Genomic DNA, 22414 nt, shown 5'->3' with positions numbered 1-22414 from the left:
TTTGCAAGAGCTGTGAAGCGCCCGAACGACGCAGACCGTCGCACGACGATCAAAGACGCCCGCCCTACGGCTCCAGCTCGATGTCCCAGTAGAGGTAGCTGAAACCGCCGTATCCGCGCCGATAAGCTCCTGAGAGCATTGACAGAACTTCACATCGGCCAATCTGTCCGATGCCCGTGGTCACCATATGGCCACCACAGCGACGGAAATCGCAGCGATTTCCAGCACGCGACAGAGGCTACCAGAAACCAGCGGAAAAGTCGCCGCCAACGGCTGCGACGCGCCAGAAGCAGTCATTGGCGGGACGCCACAAACCAGACGTTCGCCTATTACGCGCCCATGTTGCCAAACACGCTACGGAGCCGTTTATTCCACCGAGACGTCGTTAAGACGCTATGTGGGGAAGCGAGCCATGCTCGAAGAAATTCGGATTGAAGATACGGCTACCTATCGCGGCCCGCCCCAGGTCATGGCGGGCCTGCGGCCGGTCAACTTCGTCTTCGGCACGAACGGTTCGGGCAAGACCACCCTATCGCGCGTGGTCGCGGATCCTGCTGCATTTCCATCCTGCGGGGTCGCGTGGAAGAAGGCGCAGGCTTTGCCGGCCCTAGTCTACAACAGCGATTTCACCAGCCGGAACTACGGCGCTCGGTTGAAGGGCGTCTTCACCCTGGGCGACACGTCCGCAAAGGCGCTCGAGGACGTCGAAGCTGCCCGCAAAACCGTCGAGAACCTGCAGGGCGAAATCACCTCCCTGAGCGGATTGATCGGACATGACGACACGGCGGGACGGCGTGCAGAACGGGCAGGCTTGCGCACAAAATTCGAAGCGGAATGCTGGGAGATCAAGGCGGCGCACGACGCCCACTTCGCCGGAGCTTTCGAGGGAATACGATCCTCAAAGGTGAAGTTCTGCGACCGCGTCCTGACCGAGGCCGCTGTAAGCACGACGCAGCTCCATTCCGTGGATGCGCTGAAAGCCCGTGCAGCCGTCGTCTATGCTGACGTCGCCGCGCCCATGGCTCCGCTTGCGATCCTTGAGGCGGACGACCTTCTCGACCTCGAGGCGGACCCGATCCTCACGAAGAAGATCGTCGGCAAGGAAGACATCGACGTCGCCAGTCTGATCAAACGACTGGGCAACAGCGACTGGGTGCGCCAGGGCCTAGTCTACGCCGAGTCCGATGCCCCCTGCCCTTTCTGTCAGAAGCCGCTGGAGGCTTCGCTCCATCATCAACTGACCGACTTCTTCGACGCAGCCTACGACGCCGACATCGCTGCGATCACCCGGGTCGAGGCCGCCTATCAGGATAGAGGGGCTCGCCTGCTCGCCTCCGCCCGGGCCGCAGCCGATACGCCGTGCTCCTATGTCGACCAGCCCTCCCTCGCCGCCCTCGTCGAACGGCTGGCCGCCCAGATCGCGCTCAACCACGGCCACCTGGAACGCAAGCGCAAGGAACCGAGCACGCCCGTCGCGCTTGAACCCGTCGCCGAGGCCTACAAGGCGGTCCGCGCCGTCGTCGATGCTGCCAATGTGGAGATTGCGCGCCACAATACGCTGATCGCCAACATCAAGACCGAACGCGCCACCCTGACGCGTGAGATCTGGCGCCGGCTGGTCGAAGACCGCAAGGCGTCCATCACGGCCTATTCGACGGACAGCGGAGGGCTCGACAGGGCGATCGAGTCCATGGGCAAGGCGCTGGAGGATAAGCGCGAGAAGCTGGGGCAGGCCATGACCGTCCTGGCGAACCTGGAAAAAGGCGTCACCAGCGTCAAGCCGACGGTCAACGCGATCAACGCGACCCTCGCCTCGTTTGGGTTCACCAGCTTCCGGCTCAAAACGGCCGGCGATAAGGAAGAGTTTTACGAGATCGTCAGGGGCGACGGTGCCGACGCCCGTGAGACCTTGAGCGAAGGCGAGCGGTGCTTCGTCACCTTCCTGTACTTCTATCACCTGACGCAGGGCGGCACGACCGCGAGTGGCGTTACCCACGATCGGATCGTCGTCATCGACGACCCTGTGTCCAGCCTGGACAGCGATGTGCTGTTCATCGTCAGCGCCCTGATCAAGCGGCTGCTTGCTGAGGCGACCGGCGGCAAGGGGCGGATCAAGCAGGTCTTCATCCTGACCCACAACATCTACTTCCACAAGGAGGTGACCTTCGACGCCAAGCGGTCACAGCGGGACGCCCTGAAGTCCGAGACCTTCTGGACCGTGCGCAAGGTCGGTGAACTGTCGACGCTCCAAGGGCACGAGACCAATCCGATCCGGACAGGCTACGAGCTCCTGTGGGAAGAGGTGCGCAGCCCGAGCCGGTCGCAGCTGACCATCCAGAATGTCCTCCGCCGCATTCTGGAGCACTATTTCACCATTCTGGGCGGGGTAGACCGGGACGATATCATCGCCAAATTCCAGGGCAAAGACCAAATGGTCTGCGGGTCACTGTTCTCGTGGATCAACGACGGATCCCACAATTTCGCCGATGATCTCTACGTCGCCGCCGATGGAGCCACAGCCGACCGCTACCTCGCGGTGTTCAAAGCCATCTTCGATCGGAGCGGTCACGACGCCCATTATCGGATGATGATGAAGCTGCCGCACGACACCCCTGAAGAGGTCGTTGCGGATGTCGCTGGGCAAGCCGAGGCGGCCGAACTGATGGCCGGTGCGGGCCTTGCCGCGGCCGACGGCCAGGAGCCGGATATGCCCCCTGCCCCCGCCGCCTGAGGTCGCGGGCTCAGGCCAGTCTGCACTCCGAGTGGAGGTCTGATCCCACGACCTCGCGAGCGATCGCGACGAGATGGGGGTGGTGGGTGAAGAAGAGCACCTGGGTCGATCGCGCCAGTTCCGCCAGGACCCGAATTCCGGCTTCGGCGCGTTCATCGTCGAAGTTGACGAACAGGTCGTCGGCGATGAACGGCAGGCGGACGCCCTTGGCGACGGATTGCTCGACCGCCGCGAGCCGCAGGGCCAGAAACAGCTGATCGGTGGTTCCCTCGCTCATCCCATCGATCTCGACCGCAGTCCGTCCGTCGTCCCGAACCCCCAGAAGCTGCGGCGACGCGCCGTCCGCCTCGACCCGCAGCGCCGCATATCGCCCTGAGGTCAGGCGGCTGAACAGTGTGCTGGCGCGTTGAAGAAGCGGATCCTGGTGTCGGGCCCGGTAGGTTTCGATGGTCCACCGCAGCATGACGACCTGGGCCCGCTTGAGGATGTAGTGCTCGGCCAGTTCACCGAGTTCGGCGCGGGCCTCTTCCGCCGCCCCCGCCGCTGCGCTTGCGGACAGGCCGTCTGTTTCGAGGTTCGCAAAGGCCCGGCGTGCGTCGCCGTTGGCGGCGGCGCACTCCGCGACTTCGGCGTTCAAAACGTCGATCTCGGCCGCCAGGGTCTCGGTGCGTCCGGACAGGGCGTCCATGTCCGCATCCTGCGCCTCGGCGACGAGCGCCTCGACCGTTTTGCCGTCTCCGGCCGCAAGGATTGCGCGCTCGCTGTCCGCCAAGCCAGCGCGCAGCCTTCTCAGAGTGCGCGATCCGCTGATCGCCGCAGACAAGGCTTCGCGGTCCGCCAGGCCGATATCCGTCGCCAAGCTCGAAAGGGTCTCCGAGGCGGCGTCCGCGCGCGCGCGCGCCATTCGCACCTCGGCCTCACGGCCCTCGATGGTCTCCTCAAGGGTCGCGAGCCCGGCTGCGGCGGCGCGCGCCTCTGCAAGCCGCTCCCTGAGCCGGTTCAAATCCTGGTTCGCGTCCTGCGAGGGCGTGATCTCCGGGCCGAGCAAGGCCGCCACCTGGGCCGCGTGGATGCGACTGTCGCGGTCGATCCCGTCGATGCGCGCCTGGAGATCCGCCTGAGCGCTCAGGGCGGCGCGGAGTTCCTCGACCACAACGAGCGCGGTCGCCGCATCTTGCATCTCGAGCCCGAGTCCGGCGGCAGCAGTGCGATCGCACCAGTTGGCCTCTCGAATCGACATCGCCTGAACCAGCGTCGCGCGTCGGGCCTCTAGGGCGGCCGCCTCCCGATCGACCTGAAGGCGGGCCGCCTGATCGACCTGCGCCTTCTGGGCCAGACGCTCGGCGGCGTCGACCCGCTCTTCGGCCTCGCGCAACAGGGGGTGAAGCGCCTCGTCGCCGGTCGCCTCGAATGAGGGTGCCAGCAAGCCTTGCAGGGTCTCGCGTGCGCGGTCACGCGCCTCGCGCGCCGAGCGAGTCTCCGCCTCGGCCAGGTCCGCCGCAGCGGCGGCGACGAGGGCCGCGTCGCGCTCGCCCGACCAGTCCTGGAACCGACTCGGTTCAAGGTCCGGCAGACCGTCGGCCGTCAACCGCAGGCTCCAGGCCTGAAGAACGGCCGCCCTCTCCTCCGCCGCCTTCATCGCTCTCGCGTCCGCCTGAGCCGCCTCGAGCGTCAGCCGCGCGCGGCGTTGTCCCAAGTCCATCAGGCGGCTAGAGGCGTCGGCAGCCGCGAACCTTCGATCACTGCGTTCGTCTGCACGCTCAAGCGCGCTCTCGAACGCCAAGACTGCCTCACGCGCCGCCTCGAGCGGCGCGGCGGCGACGACATGGTCACGGATCGGCGTCCAACGGTCTTGCCGCGTCGCCCGCGCCTCGGAGATATCCGCTTCGGATACGCCCGCGCCTGCGACCAGTTGCTCGACTTGAAGCGCCAGTTCCTCGGCCTCTTCACGGGCTCGCCGCGCATTGGCCGTCTCCCTAGCGACCTCCGCAGCATTCGCCGCCAAGCCTTGTCCGACCTCATCGATCTCGCGCACGGCGGGTTTTGGCAGCCTGCGCAGCGTCCCGATCTCGCCTTTCCAAGGCGCCAGACGCGTGATCGCCGCATCCAGGGCCCCGGCGGCCGCTTCTGCACGCCGCTGCAAAGTGAGACAGCGCTCGTCGATGTCGAGGCCCAGACCTCGGGCGGCGGCCACGGCCGCCTTGAGGGCCGCCATTTCGGCCTCCGGCACCGGGGAGGCGGCGTCCGGCGCCGCCTCTAGGTGCCGCACCGCCAGTTGACGCTCCGCCTCTTCGATCTCGCGCAAAATGGCCTTGTCGCGCGTCTGATCCGCGGCGAGTTCACGCAGTCCGCCGCTGACGATCCGTGTCGGCGGGGCTGCGCCGAGCGCCCCGGCTTCCTCGCGCAGCCTACTGACTCGTGTCGCGCCTGCGGCGTACTCCGCTTCAATCCGCCCGAGATCCTGATGCGCCTTGTGGATTGCGCCGGAGGCGACGACCAAGGCGTCGATCTCCGCTGCGGCGTTCAGGACGGTTCGATCGGGTGCATACCGGGTCGCGCGTTCCTTCGCTTCGGCGAGGAGTCGCTCGGCCACGCTTTTATCCCGCGACGCCGTGTCCGCCTCGACCATGGCCGCTTCGGCCGCCGCTTCGCGCGCCTCACCCATGTCGACGACGCCTGCCAGCGCCGCCAGCGCCGCCAACTGGTCCGCCCGTACCCGGACGTGGGGCGCGATTCGGCGGATTCTCTCCAGCCGGCTGGCGCTCGACAGCAAGGTGTCGCGCCGGCGCTGCGCGTCGTCCAGCCGGGCCTGACTTTGCGCCAGCGCAGTCCTGGCGTCCAACCAAGCCTTGGGCTTGAGCGCCTCGTCGCGCACTGCACGCATGGCGTCGTCCAACTCGCGTTGCGCCTGGGTAAACGTCCGACGCGCGGCGGCGCGCGGTCCCCAGATGGCGTCGGCTTCACTCTCCAGTCGGGCGAGTTCTTCGGTGACGCCGGTCAGTCCGGCTCCCGCCGCAAACAGCGCCCGGCCGACATCGTCACGCGCCGCGATCATGGCGCGCCCGCCTTCGCGTAGACCGTCTTGGTCCAGGCTGAAGCCCAAGGCGAAGGTTTCGCGCGTCTGCCCCCTCAACATCGCCAGCAGCGGCCCCTCGTCGATGACCCGGTCGTCAGCGTCCAGCAGGGTGCCACTCGTTCCCTTCTTGCGTCGGACCGCTAGGCTCGCAACCTCGTCTTCGAGTACGGCGCCGACCCGGAGCAAGGGATAGCTGTGCAGGAAATTATAAGCAGAACGGGCGGGGAAACCGAACAAGAGATCCGACACCGCGGACAGGGATGTCGATTTTCCCGCCTCGTTGGGTCCGTAGATTATGTGGAAGTCCGGGCTGCCCGCGCGGAAACGCAGTTCGCATCCCTCGAAGCGGCCGTACCGTTCGAGATTCAGGCTGGAGAACCGCATTTTATGCCGCCCTCAGCAGACGCGACTGCAAAGCGAGCGCGGCGGCGTCGAGGATGGTGCCCCAATCTCCGTCCGCCGCCGACCGTCTGAGGTCCGTATCATCCGGCGTGTCCAGCCCCGTCTGGGCGGCCAGCAGGAAGGGCTGGAGATCTTCGGCCAGCAGGGCGGCCAGCTCGGGGGCCGACGCCGCCTGGGCCAGGGCCGCGGTGAAGTCCTCGCTCACGAAATCTTTGGTCGAGACCGGTTTGGCATGCACCTGCACGCGGACCTTTTCGATGTAGAGGTACGGCGAGATCGCCGCCGCCAGCGCCCGGGCGACGTCCCGCAGACCGCTCGCGCCATCGAGCAGGGCGCCGGCGTCATCCGTCTGTCCGACGAGAGTCAGGCGGGCGATCAGCGGCAGGCTCTGGGTCTGGCTCTGCCAGGCCGACGCTAGCGCCGCCTGAATCAGATCCGCCGCTGTTTGCGCCGATGCATCGGTGCAATCGACGGTGACGGCGGCCCATCGGAGGACGTCCAAAGCGACCCGGTCCACCGCCTCGACCGCGCCGTCCCGCACCGAGACTAGCACCACCCCCTTGGGGCCGGCCTCTCGGATAGTCCGACCTTGGAGATTCCCGGGAAAGATGACGTGCGGCGCTTCGCAGACCCGTTCGAACTCATGCACATGTCCGAGCGCCCAATAGTCGTAGTGTTTGGCCTTGAGGTCGTCGAGGCTGCAGGGGGCGTAGGGCGCATGGCCTGACCGCCCAGCCAGGGCGGTGTGAAGCATGCCGACATTGAAGTGGTGCTCCAGCCGATCCGGATAGGCCAGGACAAGATTGTCCGTCACGGCGGGAGTCGAGAAGCTCTGGCCATGAACCGCGACCTTTAGATCGTCAAGGCGGTGCGTCTGAGGTCTGCGCGCGTCGAACACCCGCACATTGGGCGGCCAGGGAATGCTGCGGCTGATCACGGAGGCAGCGTCGTGGTTGCCGGCGAGGAGAAAGACCGGGATGTCCGCCAGATGGAGTTCGCCCATCGCCCGGGCGAAATACAGTCCCGTGCCCATGTCCTTCCAGTCGCCGTCGAACAGGTCCCCGGCCAGGACGACGAAATTCACCGCTTCGTTGATCGCCAAGCGAACCAGATTGTCAAACGCAGCCCGTGTCGCGCCCCGGATCTCCGCTTCCGGCAACCCCTCGTAGCGGGACAGGCCGTGCAGCGGGCTATCCAAATGGATGTCGGCGGCGTGAAGAAATCGGAAGTCGGTCACTGAAAATCCCCCATAGGCCGGCACCGCCGCACTGAACCGATGGCGAGGATGCATCCCAACGCTATGCAACACTAGAGCCGAAGCGCTCCACGCGATGATTGTCTGGCGCGAAGGTTTGCACGATCTGCAGGATGCCAGGTGATTTCTGGCGGCATCCGCGAACTGCCGCTCGTCGGCCAATGCAGGGGGAGACGTAACGAGTCAGATTTGCCCGTCCGACGGCTGATCGATAGCCCGGCCGAAAAGGGTCCTTGCCAAATTCCGCTTTGAGTCAGCTTCAGCCTTTCGCGGAGAGATCGAAGGCAATGACAGTTCCTGACTCATCAGAGCCGTTGGCAACGTCCGCTTTAGGGTCCTGACCAGCTAGGTCAGGCCATCAGCCATGCGCTGACGGTTATCGTCGACGCGCGATCTGAACTCTGGAGCGGGCTTTAGCTCGGGCGAGCACAATTGACGGCGTATTTAGGCAAGACGATGCGAGAGGGTGTCACTCTATTCACTCCGACGCAGGGCCGCCGATCTCAAGGCAGGCGGAGCGTTGGGGATATAGCTCTATCGAAGAGGAAATCGGACCGGATCGTGATTGAGGAGATGCGCGACGACGCCGCCCGTTAAACCCTTGAGGCTTGGAACACCGGCCGTTTGGGCGGCCTATCCACGATCCATGCGACCTCCGCGCCGGACGCGCTTCACCGGCTTGAGGATCTGTTCGCGGAAGTAACCGCCAGTCCGCCTCACCGGCTTATCCAACAGTCGGTCGATCTCTTGGCCACGTCGTGTGTCGGCCCCGTCCGGCTCGCGGCTCCGCCGGATGTCTATACACGCTCGTCGTCGCTGGGCGGCGGCTTAGGCCCGAGGGCCCCGAGTTCGGCCCGGATGCGACGCGACACCCGATCAGCTTCCCGTTTCAGGGTTCGCGCCGCCTCGAGCTGGCTCTGCAGGCTACGCCGTCGCGCCCGCTTCTCGGCCGGCTCGCGCTCCGCCGACAGAATGATCTCCAGGAACGGAAACTCCGGCCCGGATAGGTCTAGGGCAGACGCGGCCTCGACCATTGCGCGATCTTCGTCGCGAAGGGTCGCGAGCGCATCTTCCAGGCAGAGCGCGATCGCTTCGCGCGCCGACTTGTCGATCGCTAGGGCGGCGCGCAACGGATCGTTGGCCGGCGGCATCTCCGGGGGCAGGTAGAGGTTGCCTTTCCATGCGGGATCGAGCCGTTCCAGCGTGCGGACGACGACCGCCAGATTCCTGAAGGGTCGGACCGCTTCGGGCAGGTCGTTCCGATGCGCCCAGAGCGCGAGAACGGCGTCTCGGCACCGCGCCTTGTCGTCGTCCGACGCCCCCGGGGCCGCCGCGGCGTCCATCAGTTCGGCGACATGATGCGCCATCCATCGCTGCAGAAGGTCGTTGCGGCCGTCGCGATCGAGCAGGTCGACGAGCCGTCGGCCAAGAGCGATGACATCGTCAGAGCGTTTCAAGGGAGCCGTCCTTGCGAAACAGGAAGAGCCGGAAGTACGGCGGGGAGGGTGTGCGGTCCCACCGGGACTCGTCGTGGTCCGACCGTAGCGTGCGACGTATCTGGACGTGCACGAGAAGATCCATGTCGAACCGCTGGAGAAGACGTGGCAGGCGAGCCGCCGGGATCAGCAGGCGTTGACCGTGGGGCGGCAGGGTCTCTGACCGGCGGGATGTTGCGCCAGCCCAGATTTCCGCGCGGAAGAGCGGCCGGCCGCGCGCCGCGGAGCGCCAGGCGCGCTCAAGACCGGTCGGGCGGAGCCGGAGACGACGAACGAGCCAGCTTGCCGGTCGCGGGGATGAGCTCGACATGGCGCCGATCCACGGGTCGGATCGGTCCAGACGCGGCTCCGGCCGATGGTCGTTGATCCAGGCCTTTTGCCGATAGGGCGGGGCGTCGATCTTCGCGTCGTCTTCCGACGGAAGGTGGTATTCCCAAGGGTTCTCGATGGTCTGGCAGGCGGCGAGCAGGGCGGCCGAGGTTGCGGGCGAGACGAGCACGCTCGACACCGCCACGTCCTGTTCCGCCTGTCCCCGCCATTGATGCCAGTCGCCGGCGACGACGATCTCGTCGGCGTGGCGAAGCACGCCGTCCAACTCCGCGAGCTGGACGGACCACGGCCAGAAGGCCCGATCTTCCTCTTCCTCGAGCGACGGCAGGGCGGGCAGGGGCGGCGCGAGATCGAGGCGGTCGGACGTCCAGCTTCCGTCGAGCTGGGTCAGCTGGAAACCGGCCAACCAGTCGGCGAACTCGTCGCGGCTCGCGCCAGGATAGCGCAACGGCGGCGTCGTCCGAACGAGTTGCCCCGCGATACAGAACAGGGCGTGGTAGCCGAGGTATTCGCGGAATCCGTGATAACCGCCTCGGCTGTCAGCATCCGACCAGGCGGGATCGCCCGCGCGCGGATCCTTGGCTTTGTGGTCGTAGCTCGACTTCCAAGTTCGGAAGATGACGGTCTCGGCTTTTCGCTCGAGCTGATCCGGCGACAGGCCGAAGGCGGACGCGAGACGCCCGGCGCTGCCCTTGGCCTGTTCGTAGGAAAAGCTGAACCGACGGCTCGGTCGGCGGGACTCCGAATACCAGTCGCGGCCGCCGATCCGCTCGGTGGATTTCGACGGCTTCGAAGGCGTGTTCAGCCGCTGAAGCTCGGCGATTCGACCCGGTGAAAGCACGATCTCACCCGCGGCGTGCAGGCTCAACAGACCGTCGGCGGCGAAACCCCGCAGGAGGACATGGTCGTTTGTCGGCTGGGCCGTAGCCTGCAATCGAGGCTCCAAGGCCGCGGCCCGATTAGGGCGATCTCCCGCGACCCGGGCCACGACGATGTGGAACCAGAGCTCGGCGTTCAAGGCGTAGTAGGGCAGGCCAGGAGCGGCGAAGCCTTCGGCCTTGCCGGACGCGACGAACGACGCCAGGGCAGTCACGACGCCCGTCCGGCCCAGGGTCAGGACGGTGCGCGCGGCATGGGCGGCCTGCCAGCGCACGCGATAGGCCGGAGCGGCGAGGGCGACGGCGATCAGGCCGGCGACCGCCATGTCCGGATCTGACGACGGCGCGGTCAGGGGATCGAACGGACCGTCTCCGAATCCGGGGGGCATGACGTTTTCGAACTGACACAGACCGAATTCCAGCGCGGCCTGCGCGTCCGCCGGGGAGAGTTCGGGCGCCATCAGGGGCAGGAGGTTGAACAGGTCTTCCGAGTCGGCACCCCGAACATCCTCCGCCACGCCGTCCAATACCGCCCCGGCGATCGCGCCGGGCGGCAGGCCGGACGCGGCCGCAAGATCCTCGATGACGTCGCCGTATCCGCCCCAGCCCCGAATCGACCAGCAATCCCGCCGCGCCCGCGCCAGAACGCTTCGCTGCACGGCATTCCGAACGGCGAGCGCTTCGCGAGCCGGTTCGGGCAGGCTGTCCAGCACATCCGCCAGCAGGGATGGGCGGAGTTCGTCGGTCGCCAGGAGGGTTTCGATCACCTCGGGTAGCGATGCGGCCGGGACGGCGGCGAGGATCACGCCCCAGGCACAGCCCGGGGACACGTACCGGTGGCGGGTCTTCAAATCGGTCAGCAGCGCCGCGGCGTCGGCATAGGTGCGGGGCGCGTGGTCCGCCAACGCCCGGCTCAGGTCTCTGAGCCAGGGATCGGCGCGCCGCCGCCGAGTTTCCACCCGCCGGGATATGGCCGGCGAGCGCCCGGCCCTTCCGAAGGCGCGCGCGTCCAGACCATGGCGCCGGGCGACGTCGGCGAGTGTCTGCCGTGCGCCGGGACTGAAGCGGGCCCGGATCGCATGGCGCGAGACGGCGTCCACGATCTCCTTCGCCAGCGGGGGTTCCGCGATGAGCGCCGCCTCGAACATCTCCGCCACCGGCCAGTCGCCCTCGAAGCCGAGCAGCGCGAGCCCCGCAACGGGATCGAGCGCCCCCGCCTTGCGGAGGTTTTCCTCAAGTAGCACCAGGAGACTGGACGTTTCGCCGACGCTTCGGTCCCGCCAGCGACTGACCGCGGCCGCAGCCGAGGGCGGATGGATCGCCGTGAGGGCGGAGACGGTCCCGCTCCAGTCAAACTGGTCCTCGATGTAGCCGGCCGCGAACTCGGCCGCCCGGGCCAATCGCCAGGCGGTTTCCGGCGCGCAGGCGCCCGAGACGGGACCGGCCCGGGTCGCCAGGGCAAGAAGGGCGGCCCATCGGGTGGGAACCTCGTCCCCCAGCAGACCGGCGACCTCGACGGCCTGATCAAGATGGGCGAGCGCCTCCGGGCGGTTGGCCTCGAGCAGAGCCCGGGTCGCCGCCACATGGGTTTCGATCTGATCGCGCGCCGCCACCGCCGCGCTGTTCCATTCGTTAGCGCCGGCGCGCCGGGCGTATCGAACGGCGCGGTCGGCGAGCTCGGGCCGGCACCCGGATTTCCGGGCCAGCTTCCGCCATGTCGGGAGATAGAGCGGTCGGCGCAAAGCCCCGATCCACGAATCGAGCGCGCCCAGGCGGTCCGGGGTCGCGTGTCCGCTTTCGACGAGGAGGTCGTGCCAGATCTCCACGATCTCGTCCTGGACTTCCTCGACGTCGTTCGAATGGCGTGCGACCGCTGCGTTCATGCCCCTAGTCGCCTCGGCGATCAGGTGGTCCAGTTGCGTCGCCGAGACCGGAGCCGCCGCGAGAACCTGCGCCCGGGCGTTCCACCAGGGCAGGACGGCTCCGGCGCGAACGCGAAGTTCGCGATCTTCATACGGGTCGGGATCGACGAGATGGCTCGGCTTGCCGCGCCGCCGCGGCTCGGGCTTCAGGCTCTCGAAGGCGGTCGGCGTTCCGCGCAGGGCGTCACGGAGGGTGCGAGCCCGCAGATAGCGGGTGCGTTCATCGACCAGACGGGATGCGAGGGTGCGCGGCCGATGCGGGGGCAGCACCTTGTCGAGACGGCGCGCCAGCGTGTCAGGGTCGAAGCCGCCCGATCGGAGCGCCCCCTCCACGAGTCTCACGACGACGGCGGGGCTGCGATCCCAGACGGTACGACGTCCCGGGTCAGACGGCCGAGGCTCCGTGCGCCGTGCGAGCAGTGCCTTGATGACGGCCGGCGGCAGAGGCAGATCCAGCGACCCCAAGGCGAAACAAACGCCGGCCGCGAGGGCGGGCGCCCGGGTCATGGCCAGTTCGGCCATGACGCGCGCCTCTTCAGCCCGGCCGTGGTCGATCAACCGGTCCGCGAGGGCGTGCGCGGTCTCGAACCAAATCTCCTTGGGCCGCCAACGGGTGATCTCCTGAACGGCCCGCAAGGGCCCCTCGAGATTGAGGAAGGCAAAGGCGAAATCCGCCCGCTCGCGGGTGTCATAGGGCTTTTTTCCCTGCTCCGTTGGCCCCGCCCGAGACCAGGCGTCCAGCAGGTCTTCGGCGCTTCTCAGCCGGGACCGGGCGTCGCCTTCCAGTTCCGGCTTCTGCGAAAACACCGCCGCCTCGGCGGCGTAGCGCGAACCCACCCAGCGGCCCAACATCCGGCGTGCGCCAATGTCTTGCAGCCGAGGGACGTCCAGGGCGACGCCGAACAGGTCGGTCTCATCACGCAGAAGCTTGTCCTGGAGGCCCGACCCCGCCGCGACCTCGCCCGCCTTGAGCGCTAGGCGGGCGGCGTCTGGCATTCGTCCGGCCTTCAGGGCGGCGCGCAGGGCGAACTGGACGCGCATGGCGTCGATCTCGCGCCTTTCCAGCGGACTGCCGGAGGGCAAACGCTCGGTCGACAGCGCCAGGGTGGTGAGGCGATCCGGCCGCTCCGCCTGAAGCCAGAGACCGGGAAGCGCGGCGGCGACGTAGGCCGAACCGTCGGCCAGGGGCGCGAGCCGATCGGCGAACCGGGCCATCGCTTCCGGCGTCGCTGCATATCGGTTGCGGAACCAATCCTCGACCGGCTCGTCGCGGAATTGGACGCCGTCGCCGGCGGTGAGCAGCCACCGGCCGTCGCCGAAGTCATGGGCGAAGCTGCGCACCGCGCTGGCGTCCACTGCGGCGAGCCGAGCGAGAGTCTCGATCGGTATGAGGGGGCGCAGGGTGGCGAGCCCCTTGCACAGCTCGTCAATGGCACCGGGGTCCTCCGCCTCGTTCCGAACCTTGTCGAGCGCGCCCTCCAGCTGTCCGGCGATAATGGCGCTGACGGTCTGGGGCTTGGGGCCTAAGGCTCTCAGAACCCCGGCCAGGGTCGTGGAGGCGGTGAAGGCGTTGGCTTGCACGCGCGGATTGCTAGAGGTCCGTCTATCGAACTCGACGACGTCGGCGTCAGACGCGTCCGGATGGCGCGCGCGTAGATGCCGGCCGGTCTCGGCCAGGCTGAACGGCCGCAGCGGAACCGTATCGAGGCCGGCGGGCGCCTTCAGCAGATCGAGACGATCGGGGCGGCACAGCATGACCAGGCGGACGCCCGCCGGCAGGTCCGCCTGAAGCAGCCCCGGAACGAAAGCCCGCTCCGCCGAACCCTTGGCACCCATCATAGCGTTGTCCGCCGCGTCGACCACCAGCAGCAGGAGCGCGTCCGGCTCCGAGGCTTGCAGATGACGCACGGCGGCTCGCAGTCGCTTCAGGAAGGCCGCCAGGATCAGGGCGTCATTGGCGCGGCGGGGCAGAAGCGGCATGCAAAGGCCCTGCACGGCCAAGGTATTGGCCATCTGGGTCAGGGCCACGCGATAGGCATGCCGCTCATGCGGCTCGCGGCGATAGTCCCCGCCCCCGTAGCAATCGTAGAGAACCCAGGCGGAGCCCTTGGGGAGGCCGAGGTGAAGCCGGGTCGCCACAATCGATTTTCCGACGCCGCCGTCGGCCGTGATGATTAGCGGCGCCGACGCTGCGAGGATCCTGGCCTGAAGGTCCTCTTCCTGTTCGCGGGCCACCGCGTGCGGCAGGTCGTCGATCCTGACCTCGGCCGGCAGCAGATCTTCCGGTCCGATGTTCAGAGCGAGCTCAAGGTCGCTCTTTCGGACGACATTGTCGGCGGGACCCGAACCGAGCTTGTCGTAGAAGAGGTTCTTGATCCTGAGCGCCGGCTCGTCTTCCGGATCGACGACGATTTCTCGAAGTTCCGCGTCCAGAAGCTGCTTCTGGACGCGGAACCCCGCCTCGCGGCCCGAGACGTCCAGTCTGTCGAAAAAAGGCCGAATGAAAGGCTCGGGCAAGCCTGTGGCCTTGGTGAGCGCCTCGGCCGCCTTCGGATGGCGCGGCGCCGCGCCGGACGCAAGGTCGGCGACGCTGTCCAAGACCGAGGTCGCGATCGGCCTGTTGCTCACGAACCGGAAACGCATCCGGCCCAGAAGCGCCGCGACGTCCCGCGCCGCCGCGAGCTTGGGCAGGCGCGCTCCCCAGCCCTTCAGGGTGGTCGCGAGATCAGACGCGGTCCAGACCTCGGTCTCCCGTAAGGTCGAATGCTTGAGCTGGATGTAGTCGATCCGGGTCGCCTCGGCGAGGACCTCGGACCCGCGATACTCGGCGACGTCGATGACCTCCTCCCCGGTCTCCACCGACCGTTCCGCGCCTTCTCGAGGGGAGGGGCCTTCGACCACCACCGCCACGAGATCGCTGGTCGGCGAGAGCAGCTCGAGCGCGCGCCGCCCGGCCCACAGGACGTGGAACGTGTTGCCGTCGTGGCTGGCCCGGATCCGTTCGCTTGGCGTGCTCACCCGCGCGCGCCGCCGGGGTTCCGATGTCGGTCGCATCGTGCGAGATGGGGCTGGCTATGAGCGGACGACATGGATGATTCCTGTTCGGCTTGACGATTTCAGGTTGTCGCGGCGCGCGCAACGCCGTCCGCTAGCACGCCCATCGACCGCCGCCGTCTGCCCTCTTCCCCCGCGACCACGCCGGCGCGCCAGTGTCCGCTCTTGGCGCTTCCAAGGCATTCGTGACAACTCGCCAACCCGCTAGCGAATCCGACGCAGGCCGACGCACTATTTAATAAGTGTCTGTCGCCGCCAGCTTTCCACGGCCTTGTCCAGCGCCGCGGCGCTCTTGTCATCCGACCAGCGATCCCAGAAGTCGATCGTGCCGCTGAGCGGCTCGTTGTCCGGCTTGGCGATCCGGATCCGCGTGGGCAGTAGGATGGCGTCGCCAACGACTAGAGCCTCGCCGGTGTCGAGCACGGGCAGCAGGTCTCCGAAGCCGCCGAGACTGTCCGGCAACAGCCGGCGAACCACCGCCTGATCTTCGCCGTTGGTGAGGCGCATGGCGATGAGGTTGTTGCACTGGCTGACGACCGTTCGGCTGACCTCGGCCGGGCGCTGGGTGATGACGACCAGGCCGACGCCATATTTGCGGCCTTCCTTGGCGATCCGCTCGAATGTCGCGACGGCGTTCTCGGCGGCGCCGGATCCTGCTTCCTGCGGGATGTAGAGGTGGGCCTCGTCGCAGAAGAGGGCGACCGGGTGCCGCGATCCGGAGGGGAGCCATTGCTGGATCGAGAAGGCCAGGCGCGCGACCATGCCGACCATGAGCGGCAGGATGTCCGAGGGGACCTCGGAGAAGTCGATGACCTTGACACCGCCCTTGCCGCCCTTGGCGGACCTACCGCCGAGCAGAAGCTCCACGACCTTGTTAAGCCAGTCGTAGTCGTCCGCGATCCCTGTCGGCGGGAAGAGGAAGCCCAAGCGTCGATCCGTCTGCTTGCCTTCGAGCCGCTGCATGAGCCGACTGAGCTTGCCGTGGAAGTCGCCCTGCTTTTCCTTCCCCGGTGACGCACCCGGCACCATTTCGGCGTTCAGCCGCTCTAGCTCCTCGAACACCGCAGCGATGTGGAACGGGACCGGGCTGTCGATGGTGAAGTTGGCCAGCACCTCTTTATGGCCGCCGCTTGTGAGGAAGTCCTTCTTGGCCTCGACGATCGTCCGCGACATGACCATGGCCTGGTTCGGCGCGTTTTGGTCCGACCGGTCGACGAACATCGACTGGAGCGCTTCGTAGCTCATGAGCCAGTACGGCAGGTGCAGCACGCCTTCCGCCAGTCCGCGAGCGGCTTCGATATCCGCTGGCCCCGCGATACGCAGGTGGACGAAGCCATCACCCGCCATGGCCGCGTACTCGCCGTGCATATCGAACACGATGGCGTTGGCGCTGGACAGTTCGGCGACTTGTTCCAGCAGTCGGGCCGTTGTCCAGGACTTACCGGAGCCGGTGCTGCCGACCACGACGGCGTGGCGCTGGAACAGCTTGTTGCCGTTGATGAAGGCCTCCGCCTCAGCATCTAGAGTGTAGGTCCCCAGAGACAGGCGTTGGCCGGTCGCCGTCACTGCGGAGATCACCCCCATGAAGCGGGTGAGCCGCTCGCCCTCGAGCGCGAAGCAGCTCGCGTCGATCTCGGGCACCGTCTCCAGGGTGCGCCGGAACACATTGGGCCGTCCGCCCACGAGATCGATCAGGGTGCCGATCAGGGTGATCTTGACGAGGTTGATCTCGGGATGGACCGCATCCGTTTTCTCGAGATCGCCGGCCTTGCTTTCCTCGACCGCGGTGCGGGTGATCTTCTGGATGATCCCGATCAGCTTCTGGCCCGCCAAGCTGCTCTGCAGGGCCACCAGCCGGTTGACTTGGAGGGACCGAAGCGAGTCGATGTCGTCCACCCGCACAACGACCGTCGCCGTGTCCACGGACAGCACGCGTCCGAGTGCGTCGCTGTCGCTGAAGTCGAGAATGCTCACGCCTGTACTCCAATGGTCATGTCGAGAAATGCGGAAAGCCGCCAGGCTTCCAGGTGCGGCACGTCGAAGCCGTCCGGGTGCTCGTGGGTGTAGAAACGGCTTCCCGAGCCGGCGGCCTCGATGGCGAGGTACTTGCGGCACTTCCCGCCCTTGAGGAAAGCCTTGGCCGTGTCAGTCAAGTCTCGCGTGACGACCACGAGCGGGACGGAATCCGTGTTGCATCGCTCGACTAGCTTGGTCTGAAGATGCTCGTCATTGAACCCGTAGCCAACGCACAGATAAGAGCGCGCGCTCTCCAAGGCGGTGTCCGAGCAGGTGAAGATGGTGCGGAATGGCTCGCCATGGGCCAGACGGTATTTCTCGAGACCCGGCGTGATCATCAACGGCGTGAATCCGGCGGGCGTGTGCTCCATCTGGGGCAGGGCGATGATGCCACCATCGGCGTCTTGGAACCAGTCAAGCGACCCGTGGACCTTCCAGACCTTCACAGTCCGGACCTGTTGGCCATTGGGCATCAGGCGGGTGTCCGCCTCTCTGGCTCTCAGTTGCAGATGACCGTGATTGAAACCCGTGAAGACGGCGAACTCCACGGCGTCGGCGGCGTACTCCGCGAGCCGATCGTAGTTCGGCGTCACGACATTCAGGGTCTTATGCGTGCTCGTGAACAGATGTTTGTACAGCCGCGACAACGGCAGGTGACGTCGATCGGAAATCAGGCCGACAAGGGCTTGGCGATCGGAAGGGAAGAGAAAGGCCCGCGTCGCTTCGGCTACAAACTGGTTCTGTCGCGGGCTTGGTCTCACCGCGCCGAGCGCTGTCTCCAGGTCATCGCCCTTGGCGAGGTTCGCGAGAAAGCCGTTCCACTCATCCAACTCCCCGGTCGACCATGCAGCCGGCACGCTGAGTGATGCGAGATGCTTGCCCAACCGATCCATGCCGGGAACACCGTGCGCCGCCGATGCGCCGCTCCCCAGGATGATCACAGGAGTCGCGCTCAACGCCGCTTGGGCGAACAGGATCGCGGATTCAGTCGGTGTTGTCGCGGCCACAAACGCCCCCAAGCCTCACAGCAGAAAACCATTAGAGGTTGCGGTTTCATAGGCAAAGTATATTTCAGGCTTAGTGGTTCTCAGCCCCGTGCCCCGCCCCTTAAGGCCGATACGACGTCCGCTTTATGCACATGGCCGGAAGTCCGCTTATGGCGCTAAGCAGTCGTCGCAGGCCTAAAGCGCCGCCACCTTGATCGTTGGTTGGTGCAGCCTCGGAGTTTTCGGCTAGACTCCATTCATGCGGTCTGATTTGCACCATCTTCCGGAACGGCAGCAGCGCGAGCTTGAGCGTGTGCGCGATACCCTGCTGGCCGGATTCGAGGCTGCCAAGAACGGCGGCGGGGGCGGCACGCAGGAATGGCGTCGCGGCGGGATGGTGCTGAAGATCATCCTCTTCGGCTCCTATGCGCGCGGTGACTGGGTCGATGAGCCGGAGAACGGCTATCTGTCGGATTTCGATCTGCTGATCGTCGTCAACACCGCGAAGATGACCAACATCGCCGACTACTGGTGGAACTCCGAGGATCAGATCCTGCGGGACCCGTCCATCGGCCGGACCGTCAACATCATCGTACACGACCTCCAGGAGGTGAACGACGCCCTCAAGCGCGGCGAGTACTTCTGGACCGACATCGTGCGCGATGGCGTCTCGCTCTACAGCGTGCCGGGTCATCCGCTAGCGACGCCGCAGCCGATGACACCGGAAGATGCCGTCGAGATAGCAATCCGGCATTACACGGCTAAAGCCGCCGATCTCTCCAGATGGATCGACACGGCGGAATACCAGACGCTCAAGGCTGCCTCAGATGAAGGCTTCCGCAAGCTCGCAGCCTTCAGCCTCCACCAGGCTGTCGAAGCCGCCTACGCCTGCTTCCTGCTGGTCCACACCTTCTATTTCCCGCGCTCCCACAACATCAAGTTCCTGCGCTCGCTCGCCGAGGACGTGGACACGCGCTTGGTCGAGGCCTGGCCCCGCGAGCAGCGCGCTGACCGCCGCCGCTTCGAACTGCTCAAGCGCGCCTATGTCGAGGCCCGCTATAGCGACCAGTACGACGCCTCGGCCGAGGACCTGGACTGGCTGACGGCCCGCGCCCGCATCCTGCGCGACCTCGTCGCCGACCACTGCCAATCCAGGATCGCCGAGCTGAAAGCGAAGGCCGAGACCGCCTAATCTGTGGACGCAAACGGCTGCCTCCCATCACGTTCGCGAGAGACCGCGTGAACGGATCGGACCTGTTGAAACCGCCTGAAACCGCCTGAACATTCCTGAAACGATCCTGTCCGTGATCGCCCTCCAGCGCCCGCATTGACCGCCTGTGGATAATCGTCGCCGGATAGCGCCCTCACAGAGGAGCACCCGCAATGACTGGCCTTTACCTTGGAGAGACTGAAGACATCCTGCTGAACCGCAAGGAGGCGTCGACCGAACTGCTGCGCATGGGCATCCGCCGCTCGCCGGCCACCCTGGCCAAGGTCTTCAGCACGCGATCCGACGGCCCGCCATGCATGCATCTGGGCCGCACGCCTTACTATCCGCGCCAGAAGCTGCATGAATGGGCGCGCAGCCAGCTGACGGCCCTTCGCTCGTCCTCCAGCCAGCCCCGGCGCTCCGGCGACTGGAGCGCGCCACGCCATGGAGAAGAAGCCCGCCCCTGACTGGGGGCGGCTTCGGCTTACAGCCCCAGGCCCTCCCCGCCTCGCCCCACGCCCGGGATGACCTGCGCGACGCCGCGCGCGTCCATGCCCAGCGTCGCGGGGGCGCCGACCGCCGGCAAGGCCGCCCCTACCGCCAGCCGCGCATAGTGCTCGACGCCTTGGGCATCCCTGACAACCGCAAACGGCGAAACGCCGAGCTCGTCGTGGAAGGCCACCTTCATCACCTTTCCGGTCACCCTGCCCTGCCGGAAGACCTCGGCGGTCTTGCCTGTCTCCAGCCGACGTTGGTTGAGAGTGCGGATGACGTCCTTCGAAATCTGCAGCCGCCGCAGTTCGCCCTCCAGATCTTCGTCGAGCCTGAAGCGCCGCCCCTGACGCTCCGCGAGACCCAGAGCCTCCAGATGGGCCAACCGACCCCGGGTCAGCGCCGCCCAGGCGCTTTTGCCGCCCATTGCGTCACCGACGCCACCCTCCCCGTCCATCGACGCCAGCAGCCGCCGGTCGAAGCTGGTGAAGCCGTCTCTTTGCGTCTCGCGCCAAACGCGGCGCTCGGCGTCGAGTCGTGACAGGTCGCCCAGCTCCTCCTGCGCCGCCTCCTGGGCCCGCGCCCGGAAGCCATAGGCGACATAGTCGCGGGGAATAACCAGGTCCCGTCCGCTCGCCCGACGCCCCGGCATCAGGACATGGGCGTGGGGCTGGTCCGTGTCGTAATGGCATACCGCCATCCAAGGCAGTTCGGGCTCGCCCAGATCGGCGCACACCCGCCCCATGACATCGCGCACGTAGTCCTGAAGGTCGGCGATCCGGTCGCCATGCTCAGGCGAGATGATGAAGCGGAAATGGTGCCGATGCTCGGCCCAGTCCTTGATGCGCTCCGCGCCGTCCACCGCCTCCTCGTTCCGGTCGAAGAAGGTCCCCGCCTCCCCTTCGTGGCCGGCGCCCTCACGACCGAGATAGCGGACATGGGCGGCCAGCGCCCCGGCGCGCGCCATGCCTTTTCCCATGTGTCGCGACACCAGCGCCTTGACGATGACCCGCTGGCGCACGTCCACGCGGAAGGCGCTGCCGGATCGCTTCGCGGCCGTCTTCAGCGCGCCCGCCCTGGCGCCATAGCTGAACCGCATCGACGACGAGAGCCGCTTCAGCATCGACGTGCGGACAGAGCCGTCTCGCTTCAGGCTCGTCGCAAGGCGTACTTGAAGCTCGCCATCGTCCGAGGCGGACAGGGCGGAAATGCGGTCTTCGATGATGCTGCGGACAGTAATGACGACGCCTCCCAAGGGGAGCGAAAACGCCCTCAACCGCCGCAAGTCGTCACAAGTCGCAGAACCGGTCGGGAGCGCTCGCTAGCGAGTGGAAACGAAAGGACAAAAGCGAAGCGAACACACCCCTCTTTTATCTTGCCCTCCCGCCCCCCTCATTCTGCGTCTGCTTACCGCTGGTGGATTCTGATGACCGACGGACCGACCGCGTTTTCCCCGCTCAGTCCGACACTCGCATCAGCAGGTCCACCAGGGGGCGGTTGATGTAGTAGTTGTTCCTGCCGGCCTGATGCTTCTCAACAAACCCCGCAATGGCGAGTTGGTCGAGATACTTGGCAGCGGTTTGACGGGTGACGTCGAGATCGTTTTGGAGGAACTCGATCCGCGTGTAGGGGTGCCGGAACAGGTTGTTCAGCAGATCCTGCGAATAGCGGATTGTCGCGTGCGCCCGCAGCCGTTGCTTGTAGTCCGCCATCAAGGCGCTCATGCCGTCGATCAGAGCTAGCGTCTGGCGGGACGTCGTGGATACGGCGCGGAGCATGTAAAGCAACCAAGGCTCCCAGTCGCCGTTGTCCCGAACGCTCTGCAGCATCTGGTAATAGTCCGCCTTATTGGCCGTCACATAGCGGCTGAGATAGAGCACCGGGATGTCCAGCAGCCCCGTTCGCGTCAGGTAGAGGACGTTCAGGATCCGGCCGATTCTGCCGTTGCCGTCCGAGAAGGGGTGGATGCTCTCGAACTGGTGATGGATGAGCGCCATCTTCACGAGAGGATCCAGATCGCTCGCCGCGTCGTCGTTGATGAAGGCTTCGAGAGCCGTCATCTGGGCTTCGATCTCCCGGCGATCCTGTGGCGGCACGTAAACGAGCTCCCCCGTCGCCTGATGGCGCAGAGCCGTCCCGGGGGTCGCGCGGAACCCTTCATCCGTCCGCTTGAGCACCTGAAACATCTCGACGATGACATTGTTGGTCAGCAGCCCCTGGTTCGCGTGGAGCTGGTCCCACCCCCTCTTGAGGGCGTCACGATAACTGGCGACCTCCTTGGCCGCGGCGGAGCCGGCGCCATCCCAGTGCAGGCTCGCCTGAAACAGCTCGTCCTGGGTCGTGACGATATTCTCGACTTCCGAACTTGCCTTTGCCTCCTGAAGCGCGAGCGTGTCGATGAGGATGGCCTGGTTCGGAATACTCCGGGCGCGCCCCTTCAATTCCGCCAGATGGCGGTGCGCGCGAGCCGCTTCGCGAAGCACCGCCGCCGTTTCAAGATCCCCCTTCGGCGGAAGGCGAGGAATGGAATAGGTAGGTTTTAACATGACCAGCCGGAGGTGTTCGT

General features: G+C 66.4%; 11 protein-coding genes. 3 read left to right on the top strand and 8 right to left on the bottom strand.

Annotated elements, in window-relative coordinates; translation table 11 throughout:
• Positions 1-187: 187 nt before the first annotated feature.
• Entirely contained in the window at positions 188-2731 is a 2544-nt protein-coding gene (locus tag ABC419_RS05055) for an AAA family ATPase (protein ID WP_412878077.1), read from the top strand.
• Between the two features lie 10 nt (positions 2732-2741).
• Here ABC419_RS05055 and ABC419_RS05050 read toward each other — a convergent pair whose 3' ends face one another.
• From ABC419_RS05050 to ABC419_RS05025, 6 genes are all read right to left on the bottom strand, one after another.
• Positions 2742-6191, bottom strand: a complete 3450-nt coding sequence (locus ABC419_RS05050) for an ATP-binding protein (protein WP_412876145.1) — start codon at positions 6189-6191, stop codon at positions 2742-2744.
• 1 nt (position 6192) lies between these two features.
• Positions 6193-7446: a metallophosphoesterase family protein gene (locus ABC419_RS05045; protein WP_412876146.1), complete on the bottom strand. Its 1254-nt coding sequence runs from the start codon at positions 7444-7446 to the stop codon at positions 6193-6195.
• A gap of 815 nt (positions 7447-8261) precedes the next feature.
• Positions 8262-8921, bottom strand: coding sequence for a hypothetical protein (locus ABC419_RS05040; RefSeq protein ID WP_412876147.1), 660 nt, complete (start codon positions 8919-8921; stop codon positions 8262-8264).
• Complete coding sequence (locus ABC419_RS05035) at positions 8908-15108, bottom strand: hypothetical protein (RefSeq protein ID WP_412876148.1); 6201 nt, start codon at positions 15106-15108, stop codon at positions 8908-8910. The genes ABC419_RS05040 and ABC419_RS05035 overlap by 14 nt, the downstream gene beginning before the upstream one ends.
• A gap of 267 nt (positions 15109-15375) precedes the next feature.
• Positions 15376-17118 carry an ATP-binding protein gene (locus tag ABC419_RS05030; protein ID WP_412876149.1) on the bottom strand — a complete coding sequence of 581 codons (1743 nt, stop codon included), beginning with the start codon at positions 17116-17118 and terminating at the stop codon, positions 15376-15378.
• Complete coding sequence (locus ABC419_RS05025) at positions 17115-18167, bottom strand: SIR2 family protein (RefSeq protein ID WP_412876150.1); 1053 nt, start codon at positions 18165-18167, stop codon at positions 17115-17117. The genes ABC419_RS05030 and ABC419_RS05025 overlap by 4 nt, the downstream gene beginning before the upstream one ends.
• 238 nt (positions 18168-18405) lie before the next feature.
• Between ABC419_RS05025 and ABC419_RS05020 the strand changes: the two genes are divergently transcribed.
• Together ABC419_RS05020 and ABC419_RS05015 are read left to right on the top strand one after the other, a co-directional pair.
• Positions 18406-19338 carry a HEPN domain-containing protein gene (locus tag ABC419_RS05020; RefSeq protein WP_412878074.1) on the top strand — a complete coding sequence of 311 codons (933 nt, stop codon included), beginning with the start codon at positions 18406-18408 and terminating at the stop codon, positions 19336-19338.
• A 191-nt stretch (positions 19339-19529) separates the two neighbouring features.
• Positions 19530-19823 (top strand): hypothetical protein, encoded by a 294-nt coding sequence (locus ABC419_RS05015; RefSeq protein ID WP_412876152.1) that lies wholly within the window; start codon positions 19530-19532, stop codon positions 19821-19823.
• Positions 19824-19840: 17 nt separating this feature from the next.
• On the opposite strand, the gene ABC419_RS05010 is transcribed toward ABC419_RS05015, so the two are convergent.
• Both ABC419_RS05010 and ABC419_RS05005 read right to left on the bottom strand, forming a co-directional pair.
• On the bottom strand, positions 19841-21103 hold the full coding sequence (locus ABC419_RS05010; protein WP_412876153.1) for a type VI secretion protein: 1263 nt from the start codon (positions 21101-21103) through the stop codon (positions 19841-19843).
• Between the two features lie 202 nt (positions 21104-21305).
• Complete coding sequence (locus ABC419_RS05005) at positions 21306-22394, bottom strand: Fic family protein (RefSeq protein ID WP_412878073.1); 1089 nt, start codon at positions 22392-22394, stop codon at positions 21306-21308.
• Positions 22395-22414: the final 20 nt, after the last annotated feature.

Origin of the sequence: Brevundimonas phoenicis (assembly GCF_047237745.1) — a bacterium.
Classification (GTDB): domain Bacteria; phylum Pseudomonadota; class Alphaproteobacteria; order Caulobacterales; family Caulobacteraceae; genus Brevundimonas.
The sequence above is the reverse complement of the archived record's forward strand: the minus strand, read 5'-3'. Positions and strand labels throughout refer to the sequence as shown.